Genomic DNA, 12,391 nt, shown 5'->3' on the forward strand with positions numbered 1-12,391 from the left:
AACACCGACCGCGCAGCCGCCCTTGCACCCTGGCTCGAGCAGTACAACACTCGACGACGCCACACCGCTCTGGGCGGACTCCCACCCATCAGCCGCCTGTCACCAACGTCGTGACCGAGTACACCTAGAGCTTGACCTGAGCCCCCATGGTTATCGTGCGGCCGAGCGGCAGGTTGAAGTAGTCGGTGGGGTCGGCGGCGTTGTGCGCGAGCGCGATGAAGAGACGCTTGCGCCACGGGTGCATCCCGGGCCGCTGGCTCTGGTGCACGGTGATCCGCGACAGGAAGTACGTCGTGCCGTCGAGGTCGATGTCGAGGCCCTCGTCCCGCGCGATCGCCAGCCCGGCGGGGATGTCGGGCTCCTGGCTGAAGCCGTAGCGCAGCAGGACGTGGCTCACGTGGTCGTAGGGGTTGCCGAGGTCGTCGACGACGACCCGCTCGGAGTCGGGGACGAAGGGGACGTTGAGCGACTGCGTCGTGACGATGACGACCTCGTCGTGCAGGACGTGGTTGTGCTGGAGGTTCTCGCGCAGCGCGAGCGGGGTCGTCTCGGCGTTGGGGTGGAGGAAGACGGCCGTGCCGGGCACGCGCAGGATCTTCGTGCTCGTCGCGACCTCGTCGAGGAAGGTGCTCAGCGGCATCTCGAGCTTCTCGCGGCGGGTGGTGACGAGCTCGCGGCCGCGGCCCCACGTCGTCATCACCGTCGCGAGGGTGCACGCGACGAGCAGCGGCAGCCACCCGCCGTGGAGGACCTTGGCGATGTTGGCGCTGAAGAAGAGCAGCTCTACGGTGCCGAAGACCCCGGCGAAGAGGACGACCTTCGGGGTCGACCAGCGCAGCGCAGCGACGGCGTAGACGCTGAAGAGCGAGGTCGTGAGCAGCAGGTCGAGGGTGACGGCGACGCCGTACGCCGTCGCGAGGCGCTCTGAGTCGCGGAAGGTCACCATGAGGATCATGACGCCGGCGAAGAGCAGCCAGTTCACCGACGGCACGTAGATCTGCCCGCCCGAGCTCTCGCTCGTCTGGCGCACGGTGAGGCGGGGGAAGAAGCCGAGCCGCTCGGCCTGGCGGGCGACGGAGAAGGCCCCGGAGATCACCGCCTGGCTGGCGATGATGGTCGCCAGCGTCGCGAGGACGACGAGCGGCAGCTGGGCCCAGCCCGGTGCGAGGTGGAAGAAGGGGTTGGCCGTCTCGTGGCTGTCCTGCATGACCAGCTGGGCCTGCCCGAGGTAGTTGAGGGTGAGGCACGGGAAGACGAGGAGGAACCACGCACGAGCGATCGGGGGCCGCCCGAAGTGCCCCATGTCGGCGTAGAGGGCCTCGGCACCGGTGATCGCGAGGACGACCGCGCCCATCGCGACGAAGGCGACGAAGGGGCGGTCGAGGACGAAGAGGGCCGCGTGGTGGGGCGAGAGCGCGAGGAGGACCTCGGGGTCCTGGACGACGTGCCACAGCCCGAGCCCGCCGAGGGTGAGGAACCACACGACCATGACCGGGCCGAAGAAGCGCCCGACGCTGTGGGTGCCGAAGCGCTGGACGCTGAAGACGACGACGACGATCACCGCGGCGATGGGCACGATGTAGTCCGACAGGGCCGGTGCGGCGACGCGCAGGCCCTCGACGGCCGAGAGCACCGAGATCGCCGGGGTGATGAGGCTGTCGCCGAAGAAGAGCGAGCCGCCGAAGACGCCGAGGATCATCGCCAGGGCGAAGCGGCGACCCCCGGGGCGCACGCTGCGGCGGGTGAGGTGGGCGAGCGACATGATGCCGCCCTCTCCGTCGTTGTCGGCCCGCAGGATGAAGCCGATGTACTTGATCGAGACGACGAGCGTCACTGACCAGAAGATCATCGACACGACGCCGAAGACGTCCTCCTGCGAGGCGCCGACGATGCCCCCGTCGAGGGCGAAGACGGTGCGCAGGGCGTACAGGGGGCTCGTGCCGATGTCGCCGAAGACGACGCCGAGGGCGGCCAGGACGAGCCCGGCGGCGCCCCCGTGATGTGTGCTGCCGTCGCGCTCGACGGCACCAGGTGCTGAGGTCACGGAGGAGGACAGTACGCCTGCCGGGACGACGAAGGGGTGGACCTCCCAGATCTGGGAGGTCCACCCCGTCGTCAGCGGTGGTGCAGCGGTGTCGGTGGTCTCGAGGCTCCTCGCAGAGCTCGTCGCACCTCGACCAGCGAGGGGGGCTCGATCAGAAGCCCAGCCCTCGGGTCTTCTTCGTCGACTCCGCCTCAGCCGGCAGCTCGTTCCTCGCCGCCAACCTCGGTTGCGCCTTCCTCAGAAGCCCATCCCACCCATCTCGTCGCCACCCGGCATCGCCGGAGCGGTCTTCTCGGGCTTGTCGGCGACGACGGCCTCGGTGGTGAGGAAGAGCGCCGCGATGGAGGCGGCGTTCTGCAGCGCGCTGCGGGTCACCTTGGCCGGGTCGATGATGCCCGCGGCGATGAGGTCGACGTACTCGCCGGTCGCGGCGTTGAGGCCGTGACCGGAGGGCAGGTTGGCGACCTTCTCGGAGACGACGCCGCCCTCGAGACCGGCGTTGACCGCGATCTGCTTGAGCGGGGCGGAGGCGGCGACGCGCACGATGTTCGCGCCGGTGGCCTCGTCACCCTCGAGGGACAGACCCGCGAAGGCGGCCTCGGTCGCCTGGAGCAGGGCGACGCCACCACCGGCGACGATCCCCTCCTCGACGGCAGCCTTGGCGTTGCGCACGGCGTCCTCGATGCGGTGCTTGCGCTCCTTGAGCTCGACCTCGGTGGCCGCGCCCGCCTTGATGACGGCGACGCCGCCCGCGAGCTTGGCGAGGCGCTCCTGGAGCTTCTCGCGGTCGTAGTCCGAGTCGGAGTTCTCGATCTCGGCCTTGATCTGGTTGACCCGACCGGCGATCTGGTCCTGGTCGCCCTCGCCCTCGACGATCGTCGTCTCGTCCTTGGTGACGACGACCTTGCGCGCACGGCCGAGCAGGTCGAGCTCGGCGGTGTCGAGCTTGAGGCCGACCTCCTCGGAGATGACCTGGCCACCGGTGAGGATGGCGATGTCGGCGAGCATGGCCTTGCGACGGTCGCCGAAGCCCGGGGCCTTGACGGCGACGGACTTGAAGGTGCCGCGGATCTTGTTGACGACGAGCGTCGACAGGGCCTCGCCCTCGACGTCCTCGGCGATGATGAGCAGCGGCTTGCCCGACTGCATGACCTTCTCGAGCAGCGGCAGCAGGTCCTTGATCGAGCCGATCTTGGAGTTGGCGATGAGGACGTAGGGGTCCTCGAGCACGGTCTCCATGCGCTCGGTGTCGGTGACGAAGTAGCCCGAGATGTAGCCCTTGTCGAAGCGCATGCCCTCGGTGAGCTCGAGCTCGAGACCGAAGGTGTTGCTCTCCTCGACGGTGATGACGCCTTCCTTGCCGACCTTGTCCATCGCCTCGGCGATCTTGGACCCGATCTCGGGGTCGGCGGCGGAGATCGAGGCCGTGGCCGCGATCTGCTCCTTGGTCTCGATGTCCTTGGCCATCGACAGGAGCTGGTCGGAGACGGCCGAGGTGGCCTTCTCGATGCCGCGCTTGAGCGCCATCGGGTTGGCCCCGGCGGCGACGTTGCGCAGGCCCTCGCGCACGAGTGCCTGGGCGAGGACGGTGGCCGTCGTCGTGCCGTCACCGGCGACGTCGTCGGTCTTCTTCGCGACCTCCTTGACGAGCTCGGCGCCGATCTTCTCGTACGGGTCGTCGAGCTCGATCTCCTTGGCGATCGAGACGCCGTCGTTGGTGATCGTGGGGGCGCCCCACTTCTTCTCGAGGACGACGTTGCGGCCCTTGGGGCCGAGGGTGACCTTGACGGCGTCGGCGAGGGTGTTCATACCCCGCTCGAGACCGCGGCGGGCCTCTTCGTCGAAGGCGATGAGCTTTGCCATTCGGGTGGTCCTCCACACGAGTTGGTTGGTGGTGACCGGGAGGTGCCCGCGACGGACGGCCCCCTTCGCACGGCTCACGTCGCCGCGACGTCGAGGACCTCACCTGCACCGGTCGGTTCTGTCACTCTCACGAGGAGAGTGCTAATGCCGATATTGGCACTCTCGACCGTCGAGTGCAAACGCCGTCGAGGCCCGCGAGACGCGCCCCGGTGCATGACGACGGGGCGGCCCGCCCCCTGCGGACCACCCCGTCGTCGTGCGTCCAGGTCAGGCGCGCTCGTGCCGGTGGATGCCCGAGCCCTTGCGCTCCTCGTAGCGGACCGTCGCGCCCTGCAGCTCTCCGGAGACCGTCGCCTCCACCGACCGGGTGACCGACCCGGGGTACCAGCCCCCGACCTCCTCGTCGCCGTACGCGCGCAGCGTGAGGTCGGCGACGAGCGAGGTCTTCTCGGTCTGGACGAGCCCCACGACCCGGGCCGAGCGCATCGTGCTGCTCACGCGGTAGTCGGAGCGGTCGTAGGTGAGGAAGGTCGTGCCCCGGTAGACGCAGCGGCTCGAGGTCCAGCTGTTCGTGATCCGGGCGCCGGAGGGGCAGTAGTAGGACTGGATCTTCGCGGCGTGCCGGGGGTCCGACATCCCCTCGATGTCGGTGACGAGGCGCAGGCGGTGCTGGTTGCCCTTGATGACCGGGCCCATCGCACCGTCGAGGACGGTCTGCACGCTCACGTGCTCGGCGACGACCCCACCGGAGGCGTGCTGCTGCGCGGTGGCCGAGGCCGCCGGGAGGGCGGTGAGAGCGGTGACGCCGACGGCGATGGCGGCGAGCTGCGTCTTCATGATCTGGTCCCCTGTCTGGTCGGAGAGCGTGTCTCGCTCCCTCGTAGACCAGGACGCGGCAGGTCGAGGACCGGTTGGTCACGAGTCCGTCACGACCGCGACGGCCGGCGCGGGTGGCCTCAGGCGCGCTCGAGCGCCGCCCGCATCTCGCCGTCGGCCTCGCTCGTCACGGGGTCGGCGAGGTCGGCGACGAAGACCGCGACGACCTCGCGCCCGGGGTTGCCCTCGAGCGCGGCGCGCACCCGACGCCAGTCGGCGAGGTTCGGGTGCTCGACCTCGGTGCAGGCCTGCGCCGGCTCGAGCGAGGTGATCGCGGCGTCGAGGTGAGCGGTCGTCAGCGGCACGGTGGCCGTCGAGCCGTCGTGCCCGATGACGGTCGCGAGGACGACGGCGGCCAGGCCGTGACGCCCGCCGACGGGGTTGAGGTGGCCGATCTCCCACTCGGGGTCCGAGGTCGCAGGGCTCAGGGCGACCGCGAAGGTCACCGGCTCGCGCCAGCCCTCGATCTCACCGGCGAGGTGCTCCTTGATCGCCGCGAGGCCCTGCGTCGTGCTCCAGTCCAGCTCGCTCATGCCCCCACCCTGCCGCACGTGCGGGCCGGGCAGCGCGAAGGGGGACCCGTGGGTCCCCCTTCGTCGCTCACCGCCGGTGGTCGGCTCAGGCGTCGAAGCCGAGCCGGCGCGCGCTGCGGCTGCGCTGACGGGCCTGGCGCATGCGCCGCAGCCGTTTGACGAGCATCGGGTCCTCGGCGAGCGCCGCCGGGTTGTTGATGAGCGCGTTGAGCACCTGGTAGTAGCGCGTGGAGCTCATGTCGAAGAGCTCCTTGATCATCTGCTCCTTCGCGCCCTGGTAGGTCCACCACTGGCGCTCGAAGGCGAGGATCTCGCGGTCGCGGTCGCTCAGCTGCGCCGACGGGCTCTGCGTCTGCTGCTGGGAGGCGGGTGTCACGGGTGACCTCTCGTGGACGGCGGGGACTGCAAGCGCAGCCTATCGCGCGAATGACACGGATGTCATTCGTGCGGCGTGGCGGCTGGACACCGTCTCACCAGACGTGCTCAGCCGTCCCGCACGCCCCTGCGGTCACTCCCGCATCGTGTCGAGGATGGCGTCGATGTCATCCGTCGTCGTCTGCGGGTTGACGATCGCGAAGCGGGCCAGGGTCTCGCCGGCGTGCGTCGTCGGGACGACGAAGGCGAACTCGTCGCCGAGCATCCGGTCCGACCACGCCTGGTAGTCGGCGGGCTGCCAGCCCAGACGACGGAAGACGACGACCGACAGGTCGCGGTGCCGCACGAGCTCGAGCTCGGGCCGGGCGGCGATCTCGCGCTCGGCGTGCCGGGCCACCTCGAGCGTGCGCTCGACGGCGTCGGTGTACGCCCGGGTGCCGTGCGTCGCGAGGCTGAACCACAGCGGCAGCCCGCGAGCGCGCCGGGTGAGCCCGACGGAGTAGTCGGTGGGGTTCCAGTCCGGCGCCTCGGTGAGGACGTCGAGGTAGCCGGCCTTCTGGGTGTGCGCCGCCCGGGCGAGGAGCGGGTCGCGGTAGAGCAGCGCGCAGCAGTCGAAGGGGGCGAAGAGCCACTTGTGGGGGTCGACGATGAAGGAGTCGGCCCGCTCGACGCCGGCGAAGAGGTGGCGCACGCTCGGGGCCGCGAGACCCGCGCCGCCGTACGCCCCGTCGACGTGGAACCAGATGCCGAGGTCGGCGCAGATCTGGGCGACGGCCTCGAGGTCGTCGACGACCCCGAAGTTCGTCGTGCCGGCCGTGGCGACGACGGCGAAGAAGCTCTCGGGCCCCTCGCGCTCGAGGACCTCGCGCAGGGCGGGACCGGTGAGCCGCAGGTCGGCGTCGGGCTCGACGGTGACGAGCTCGGCGTCCATGACGTCGCACGCCGACTGGATGGAGGAATGCGCACCTGCGGTCGCCGCGACCCGCCACGGGCGCAAGGTCGGCGAGCCCTCGGAGGTCGCGCTCGCGGCCCGGGCCCGCGCGCTGTGGCGGGCCGCGACCAGCGCGGAGAGGTTGCCGATCGTGCCGCCGGGCACGAAGGCACCGCCCGCCTGCGGGGGCAGCCCGGCGAGGTCCGCGATCCAGCGCAGCGCCTGGTTCTCGGCGAAGACCGCGCCGGAGCCCTCGAGCCAGGACCCGGCGTACACCGAGGAGGCGCCGACGACGAGGTCGAACATCGCCGCCGCGTCGCTCGGGGCGCACGGGATGAAGGAGAGGTAGCGGGGGTGGTCGACCGACAGGCAGGCCGGGGCCAGCACCTCGGCGAAGATGTCCATCGCCCGCTCGCCCCCGAGCCCGTCGGGGGTCACCGTCTGGCCGGCCCGGTCGAGGAGCTCCTCGGGGGTCAGCGTGTAGTCGAGCGGCACCGGGTCGAGCTTGAGCCGCCCCTCGGCGTACTCGAGGACCTGGCGGCCCAGCCGCTCGATGGTCGCGTCAGTCTGGCCATGCATGGGGCGCACTCTACGAGCACGGCGGCCCCGACGTCGCCCGTCCCGCTCAGACCTCGAGGGCGCGGCGCACGAGCGCGAGCCGCTCGGGCACGAGGGTGAACCACGCCCACTGGCCGCGACGCTCGCGGGTGAGCAGGCCGGCCTCGACGAGGACCTTGAGGTGGTGGCTCACGGTGGGCTGGGCCAGCCCGAGCGGCGCGGGCAGGTCGCACGCGCAGACCTCCTGCTGCGGCGAGCAGCGCACGACACCGAGGATCTGCAGGCGCACGGGGTCGGCGACGGCCTTGAGCAGGCGGGCGACGACCTCGGCGTCCTCGCGGGTGATCGGGGCGCTGCCCTCGGCGGCGCAGCACCGCTCGACGGCCTGGGCCAGCAGCGGGCGTCCGTCGGCGGTCGGGGCGGTCGTCATGCCTCCATATTGACATACGTCGATATGCGGTGCCAGAGTCTCTGTATCGATGCTCGTCGATATCTGATCGGGAGGACCCGCCATGAGCCGTGTGCAGCTCGCCCTCGACGTCGTCGACCTCGAGGCGTCCGTCGCCTTCTACTCCACCCTCTTCGGCGTCGAGCCCCACAAGCGCCGCCCCGGGTACGCGAACTTCGCGATCGCCGAGCCGCCGCTCAAGCTCGTGCTCATCCAGAGCGACGAGGCCACGCGCGGCACCGGGGCGAAGGGGGCCCTCAACCACCTCGGCGTCGAGGTCGGCTCCGGCGAGGAGGTCACCGCGGCGCGGACCCGTCTGGCCGACGCCGGGCTGGCGACCTTCGACGAGGACGACACGACGTGCTGCTACGCCCTACAGGACAAGGTGTGGGTCCACGACCCCGCCGGCGCGCCGTGGGAGGTCTACGTCGTCAAGGACGAGGACCCGGCCGACGCCCGCCCGGCCACCGCGTCGCTGCCGGTGCTCGGCTCCCCTTCGCCCTGCTGCGCCCCCGCGGGTGCCGACGCGTGACGACCACCCACGACGCGCCCGCGGACGTCACCGGCCGCCTGTCCACGCTCGACCGCTTCCTGCCGGTGTGGATCGGGGTCGCGATGGTCCTCGGCCTGGCCCTGGGCCGCACGATCCCCGGCCTGGGCCCGGCGCTCGACGCGGTGCAGCTGCACGGCATCTCGCTGCCCATCGCGATCGGGCTGCTCGTCATGATGTACCCGCCGCTGGCCAAGGTCCGCTACGACCGCCTCGGCACCGTCACCTCCGACCGCCGCCTCATGGCCGGCTCCCTGGTCCTCAACTGGGTCCTCGGCCCGGCGCTGATGTTCGCCCTCGCCTGGGTCTTCCTGCCCGACCTGCCCGAGTACCGCACCGGCCTGGTGATCGTCGGGCTGGCCCGCTGCATCGCCATGGTCATCATCTGGAACGACCTCGCCTGCGGCGACCGCGAGGCCGCCGCCGTGCTCGTCGCGCTCAACTCGCTCTTCCAGGTCCTCGCCTTCGCCGCCCTCGGCTGGTTCTACCTCGCCGTCCTCCCGGGCTGGCTCGGCCTGGAGCAGACCGTCCTCGACGTCTCCTTCGGGCAGATCGCCGTCTCGGTCCTGGTCTTCCTCGGGGTGCCCCTGCTCGCCGGCTACCTCTCGCGGCGGATCGGCGAAGGGGTGCGCGGCCGCGCCTGGTACGAGGGCACCTTCCTGCCGCGGATCTCCCCCTTCGCCCTGCTCGGGCTGCTCTTCACGATCGTCCTGCTCTTCGCGCTGCAGGGCGACCAGATCACGAGCCGGCCCCTCGACGTCGCGCGGATCGCCCTGCCGCTGCTCGTCTACTTCGCCGTCATGTGGGGAGGTGGCTACCTCCTCGGCAGCAGCCTCGGGCTGAGCTACGAGCGCACGACGACGCTCGCCTTCACCGCCGCCGGCAACAACTTCGAGCTCGCCATCGCCGTCGCCGTCGCGACCTTCGGCGTCACCTCCGGCCAGGCCCTGGCCGGCGTCGTCGGACCGCTCATCGAGGTGCCCGTCCTCGTCGGCCTCGTCTACGTCTCGCTCGCCCTGCGCCGGCGTCCCCGATGGACGCCCGCCACCCCCTCGCCCCAGGAGACCCGATGACCGCCGCCCGCCCCTCCGTCCTCTTCGTCTGCGTGCACAACGCCGGGCGCTCGCAGATGGCCCAGGCCTGGCTCGCGCACCTCGCCGGTGACGCCGTCGAGGTCCGCTCGGCCGGGTCCGCGCCCGGTGATGCCGTCAACCCCGCAGCCGTCGAGGCGATGGCCGAGGTCGGCATCGACATCAGCGCCGCGCAGCCGAAGGTCCTCACGCCAGAGACGGTCCGCTCCAGCGACGTCGTCGTCACCATGGGCTGCGGCGACGCCTGCCCGGTCTTCCCCGGCACGCGCTACGAGGACTGGCCGCTCGACGACCCCGCGGGCCAGGGGGTCGAGGCGGTGCGCCCGATCCGCGACGCCATCCGCGACCGGGTCGTCACCCTGCTCGACTCGCTCGGGGTCGACCGGGCCTGACCACCCGGCGGGTGTCATCCCCTTCGCCGGGGTTAGGTTGGCGCTCGTGCCCCGCGACCTCGCCGACCTCGTCCACCCGTCGTGGGCGCAGGCCCTCGAGCCGGTGGCGGGCACCATCGCCGCGCTCGGCGACTTCCTGAGGGGCGAGGTCGAGGCCGGCCGCGGCTACCTGCCGAGCGGCGAGCACGTCCTGCGCGCCTTCACCATCCCGCTCGAGGACGTCCGCGTCCTCGTCGTCGGCCAGGACCCCTACCCGACCCCCGGGCACGCGATCGGGCTGTCCTTCGCCGTCGCGCCGGACGTCAGCCCCGTGCCGCGCAGCCTGGGCAACATCTACCGCGAGCTCGTCGACGACCTCGGGGTGCCGATGCCGAGCACCGGCGACCTCACCCCGTGGACCGAGCAGGGCGTCATGCTGCTCAACCGCACCCTCACCGTGCGACCGGGTGCCCCGGCCTCGCACCAGGGCAAGGGGTGGGAGGAGGTCACCGACCGCGCCATCGAGGTCCTCGCCGCCCGCGGCGGTCCGCTCGTCGCGATCCTGTGGGGCCGCGGCGCCCGCTCCCTCGCCCCCGCCCTCGGTGACGTCCCGGTCGTCGAGTCCGCCCACCCCTCGCCGCTGTCCGCCCGGAACGGCTTCTTCGGCTCCCGTCCCTTCTCGCGCACCGACGAGCTGCTCACCCGCCAGGGCGCGCAGCCGGTCGACTGGAGGCTCCCATGACCCGCACCTGGTCCAGCTACGTCGCGATCGGCGACTCCTTCAGCGAGGGGATGTCCGACCCCGACCCCCGGGTCGAGGGCTCGTACCTCGGCTGGGCCGACCGCCTCGCCGACGCGCTCGCCCAGCGGCACGAGGACGCGGCCGGCGACGCGGACCAGCCCTTCCGCTACGCGAACCTCGCCGTCCGGGGGCGCAAGCTCGACGACGTCGTGGGCCGCCAGCTCGAGCTCGCGCTGCCGATGGGGGCCGACCTCGTCTCCCTCGTCGGCGGTGGCAACGACATCCTGCGGCCGAGCGTCGACCTCGACGCGATCGCCGACCGGCTCGAGGCCGCCGTCGTCCGGATCCGCGCGACCGGCGCCGACGTGCTCCTCGCGACCCCGACCGACCCGGCGAAGGCGGGGCTGCTGGCCTCCCTTCGTCCCCGGCACGCGGTGCACACGGCCAACCTCTTCTCCATCGCCCAGCGGCACGGTGCCCACGTGCTCAACCTGTGGACGATGCGCTCGCTGCGCGACTGGCGGATGTGGTCGCAGGACCGCATCCACCTCTCCCCCGAGGGTCACCGTCGGGTCGCGCTCGCCGCCCTCGACGCGCTCGGCGTCGAGACCGACCGCGGCGCGTGGGACGCCCCGCTGCCGCCGGCAGCCCTGGCGCCGCGCCGGGAGCGTCTCGCCGAGAGCAGCCGGTGGGCCAGGGAGTACGCCGGGCCCTGGGTCCACCGTCGGCTCACCGGCCGGTCGTCCGGGGACGCGCTCGACGCGAAGCGGCCCGAGCTGGCGCCGCTGCGGCCGGGCGAGCTGCCCTTCGGCGGCTGAGGTCCCACCGTCGCGGCCACCCGGACGGCTCGTCAGCCGCTGATGCGCCCGTCGCGGAAGTCGCGGAAGGCGGCCCGGGAGGCGTCGTCGAGGCGCACGACGGACTGGCCGGCGGCGGTGCCGGTCGGCCCCTTCGCCACGGCCCGACCCACCTGTCCCGGGTCGACCCGGTAGAAGGCGGCCGCGAAGAGGAGCATCTCCTCGCCGGTGAGGTCGGACTCGGTGTGCCGGTCCACGACGGTGAGCGCGCGGGGCAGCGCGGAGGGGCCGGCGAGCCGGGCCTGGATCGCCGCAGCCGCGAGGAGCAGCCCCTGGTTGCGCGAGCGGTCGAAGTCCCCGCCGGGCAGGCTCTTGCGCTCGCGCGACCACGCGAGCGCCTGCCGGCCGCTGAGCCGGCGCGCCCCCTTCGCGATCGTGCCGCCGCTGAGGTGGCTGTCCATGCTGAAGGGTGCCCGGAAGCTCAGGCCGCCGAGGTCGTCGACGACGCCCTCGAACCCCTCGAAGCCGGTGAGCACGTAGCCGGTCGGGGTGATGCCGGTGAGGCGGCGCACGGTGTCGACCTGTCCCTGCGGGCCTGCGTAGACGAGGGCGGAGTTGAGCTTGCCCTCGCCGTGACCGGGGATCGGGACCCACAGGTCGCGCGCGAAGCCCATGAGACCGGCGCCGCCGGTGCCGTCGACGCCGAGCAGCTGGAGGGCGTCGGCCCGGGTGCGGGCGGGGTCCTCGCCCGGGCGGGCGTCCGAGCCGATGAGCAGGACGTGCCCACGGCCGCCGAGCTGCGCCTTGCCCTTCGTCGGGCCGAGCGAGGGCCACCAGCCGCCGACGACCTTCCACCCCTGGCGCCCCTTCGGGCGCACGGCGAGGGTGACGTCGCCGTCCTGGCCGCCGCTGCCGGTGACGACGGCGACGTCGTCACCGCGCCAGCGGCCGCGCTCCGCCGAGCCGGTCACGGCCGAGCCGTAGCGGGCGGTGACGACGTCACGCAGGCCCGCCGGGGCGCCGGAGATCCGGGAGGTGGTCGCGGACCTCGAGGCCGAGGCGGCGGCGGACGAAGGGGTGGCCGAGGACGTCGTCGACGGGGTCGCCGAGGCCCTGGGCTCGTCGGCGGGGCCGGTGCAGGCGGCCAGGGTGAGGGCGCTCATCGCGGCGGTGAGCGTCACGGGCAGGGCTGAGGTGCGCACGTCCCCATGG

General features: G+C 72.4%; 14 protein-coding genes. 6 read left to right on the top strand and 8 right to left on the bottom strand.

What is annotated here, in order from left to right; all coding sequences use genetic code 11:
• Positions 1-114, top strand: a 114-nt coding sequence (locus tag L6241_RS04875) for an integrase core domain-containing protein (protein ID WP_368245600.1), incomplete at its 5' end; no start/stop codon positions are given.
• Between the two features lie 10 nt (positions 115-124).
• Here the strand turns inward: L6241_RS04875 and L6241_RS04880 are convergent.
• From L6241_RS04880 to L6241_RS04910, 7 genes are all read right to left on the bottom strand, one after another.
• Positions 125-2,044 (bottom strand): potassium transporter Kup, encoded by a 1,920-nt coding sequence (locus L6241_RS04880; RefSeq protein ID WP_123093793.1) that lies wholly within the window; start codon positions 2,042-2,044, stop codon positions 125-127.
• A 237-nt stretch (positions 2,045-2,281) separates the two neighbouring features.
• On the bottom strand, positions 2,282-3,907 hold the full coding sequence (groL, locus tag L6241_RS04885) for a chaperonin GroEL (RefSeq protein WP_368245158.1): 1,626 nt from the start codon (positions 3,905-3,907) through the stop codon (positions 2,282-2,284).
• Between the two features lie 267 nt (positions 3,908-4,174).
• Complete coding sequence (locus tag L6241_RS04890; RefSeq protein ID WP_368245159.1) at positions 4,175-4,744, bottom strand: hypothetical protein; 570 nt, start codon at positions 4,742-4,744, stop codon at positions 4,175-4,177.
• A 119-nt stretch (positions 4,745-4,863) separates the two neighbouring features.
• Positions 4,864-5,316 carry a hypothetical protein gene (locus tag L6241_RS04895; RefSeq protein ID WP_368245161.1) on the bottom strand — a complete coding sequence of 151 codons (453 nt, stop codon included), beginning with the start codon at positions 5,314-5,316 and terminating at the stop codon, positions 4,864-4,866.
• Between the two features lie 85 nt (positions 5,317-5,401).
• The gene (locus L6241_RS04900) at positions 5,402-5,692 is read right to left on the bottom strand and encodes a DUF3263 domain-containing protein (RefSeq protein WP_068269737.1); all 291 of its coding nucleotides are present in this window, start codon (positions 5,690-5,692) and stop codon (positions 5,402-5,404) included.
• A gap of 132 nt (positions 5,693-5,824) precedes the next feature.
• Positions 5,825-7,201 carry an aspartate aminotransferase family protein gene (locus L6241_RS04905; protein WP_368245162.1) on the bottom strand — a complete coding sequence of 459 codons (1,377 nt, stop codon included), beginning with the start codon at positions 7,199-7,201 and terminating at the stop codon, positions 5,825-5,827.
• A 46-nt stretch (positions 7,202-7,247) separates the two neighbouring features.
• The gene (locus L6241_RS04910) at positions 7,248-7,610 is read right to left on the bottom strand and encodes a helix-turn-helix transcriptional regulator (RefSeq protein WP_252974530.1); all 363 of its coding nucleotides are present in this window, start codon (positions 7,608-7,610) and stop codon (positions 7,248-7,250) included.
• 82 nt (positions 7,611-7,692) lie between these two features.
• Between L6241_RS04910 and L6241_RS04915 the strand changes: the two genes are divergently transcribed.
• Genes L6241_RS04915 through L6241_RS04935 form a run of 5 tightly spaced genes read left to right on the top strand, consistent with a single transcriptional unit; the run spans position 7,693 to position 11,200 of the window.
• Positions 7,693-8,160 carry an ArsI/CadI family heavy metal resistance metalloenzyme gene (locus tag L6241_RS04915; protein ID WP_123093814.1) on the top strand — a complete coding sequence of 156 codons (468 nt, stop codon included), beginning with the start codon at positions 7,693-7,695 and terminating at the stop codon, positions 8,158-8,160.
• Positions 8,157-9,251, top strand: a complete 1,095-nt coding sequence (gene arsB / locus L6241_RS04920; protein ID WP_368245163.1) for an ACR3 family arsenite efflux transporter — start codon at positions 8,157-8,159, stop codon at positions 9,249-9,251. Before L6241_RS04915 ends, arsB begins: the two co-directional genes overlap by 4 nt.
• A complete protein-coding gene (locus tag L6241_RS04925) occupies positions 9,248-9,661 on the top strand; it encodes an arsenate reductase ArsC (protein ID WP_368245164.1) in 414 nt (137 codons plus the stop codon). The genes arsB and L6241_RS04925 overlap by 4 nt, the downstream gene beginning before the upstream one ends.
• A 46-nt stretch (positions 9,662-9,707) precedes the next feature.
• On the top strand, positions 9,708-10,382 hold the full coding sequence (locus L6241_RS04930) for a uracil-DNA glycosylase (RefSeq protein ID WP_251718269.1): 675 nt from the start codon (positions 9,708-9,710) through the stop codon (positions 10,380-10,382).
• Entirely contained in the window at positions 10,379-11,200 is an 822-nt protein-coding gene (locus tag L6241_RS04935; RefSeq protein ID WP_123093512.1) for an SGNH/GDSL hydrolase family protein, read from the top strand. The genes L6241_RS04930 and L6241_RS04935 overlap by 4 nt, the downstream gene beginning before the upstream one ends.
• Before the next feature lie 32 nt (positions 11,201-11,232).
• Here the strand turns inward: L6241_RS04935 and L6241_RS04940 are convergent, their stop codons facing one another.
• The gene (locus tag L6241_RS04940) at positions 11,233-12,381 is read right to left on the bottom strand and encodes an LCP family protein (RefSeq protein WP_368245165.1); all 1,149 of its coding nucleotides are present in this window, start codon (positions 12,379-12,381) and stop codon (positions 11,233-11,235) included.
• Between the last annotated feature and the right edge of the window lie 10 nt (positions 12,382-12,391).

Source organism: Janibacter sp. Y6 (genome assembly GCF_040900765.1).
Taxonomy (GTDB): domain Bacteria; phylum Actinomycetota; class Actinomycetes; order Actinomycetales; family Dermatophilaceae; genus Marihabitans; species Marihabitans melonis.

What these genes read in the sequence shown, in the direction of transcription:
- L6241_RS04915 (WP_123093814.1), top strand. Translation starts at nt 7,693, where the DNA reads ATGAGCCGTGTGCAGCTCGCCCTCGACGTCGTCGACCTCGAGGCGTCC.
- L6241_RS04910 (WP_252974530.1), bottom strand. Translation starts at nt 7,610, where the DNA reads ATGACGACCGCCCCGACCGCCGACGGACGCCCGCTGCTGGCCCAGGCC.
- L6241_RS04925 (WP_368245164.1), top strand. Translation starts at nt 9,248, where the DNA reads ATGACCGCCGCCCGCCCCTCCGTCCTCTTCGTCTGCGTGCACAACGCC.
- L6241_RS04895 (WP_368245161.1), bottom strand. Translation starts at nt 5,316, where the DNA reads ATGAGCGAGCTGGACTGGAGCACGACGCAGGGCCTCGCGGCGATCAAG.
- groL (WP_368245158.1), bottom strand. Translation starts at nt 3,907, where the DNA reads ATGGCAAAGCTCATCGCCTTCGACGAAGAGGCCCGCCGCGGTCTCGAG.
- L6241_RS04890 (WP_368245159.1), bottom strand. Translation starts at nt 4,744, where the DNA reads ATGAAGACGCAGCTCGCCGCCATCGCCGTCGGCGTCACCGCTCTCACC.
- L6241_RS04905 (WP_368245162.1), bottom strand. Translation starts at nt 7,201, where the DNA reads ATGCATGGCCAGACTGACGCGACCATCGAGCGGCTGGGCCGCCAGGTC.
- L6241_RS04935 (WP_123093512.1), top strand. Translation starts at nt 10,379, where the DNA reads ATGACCCGCACCTGGTCCAGCTACGTCGCGATCGGCGACTCCTTCAGC.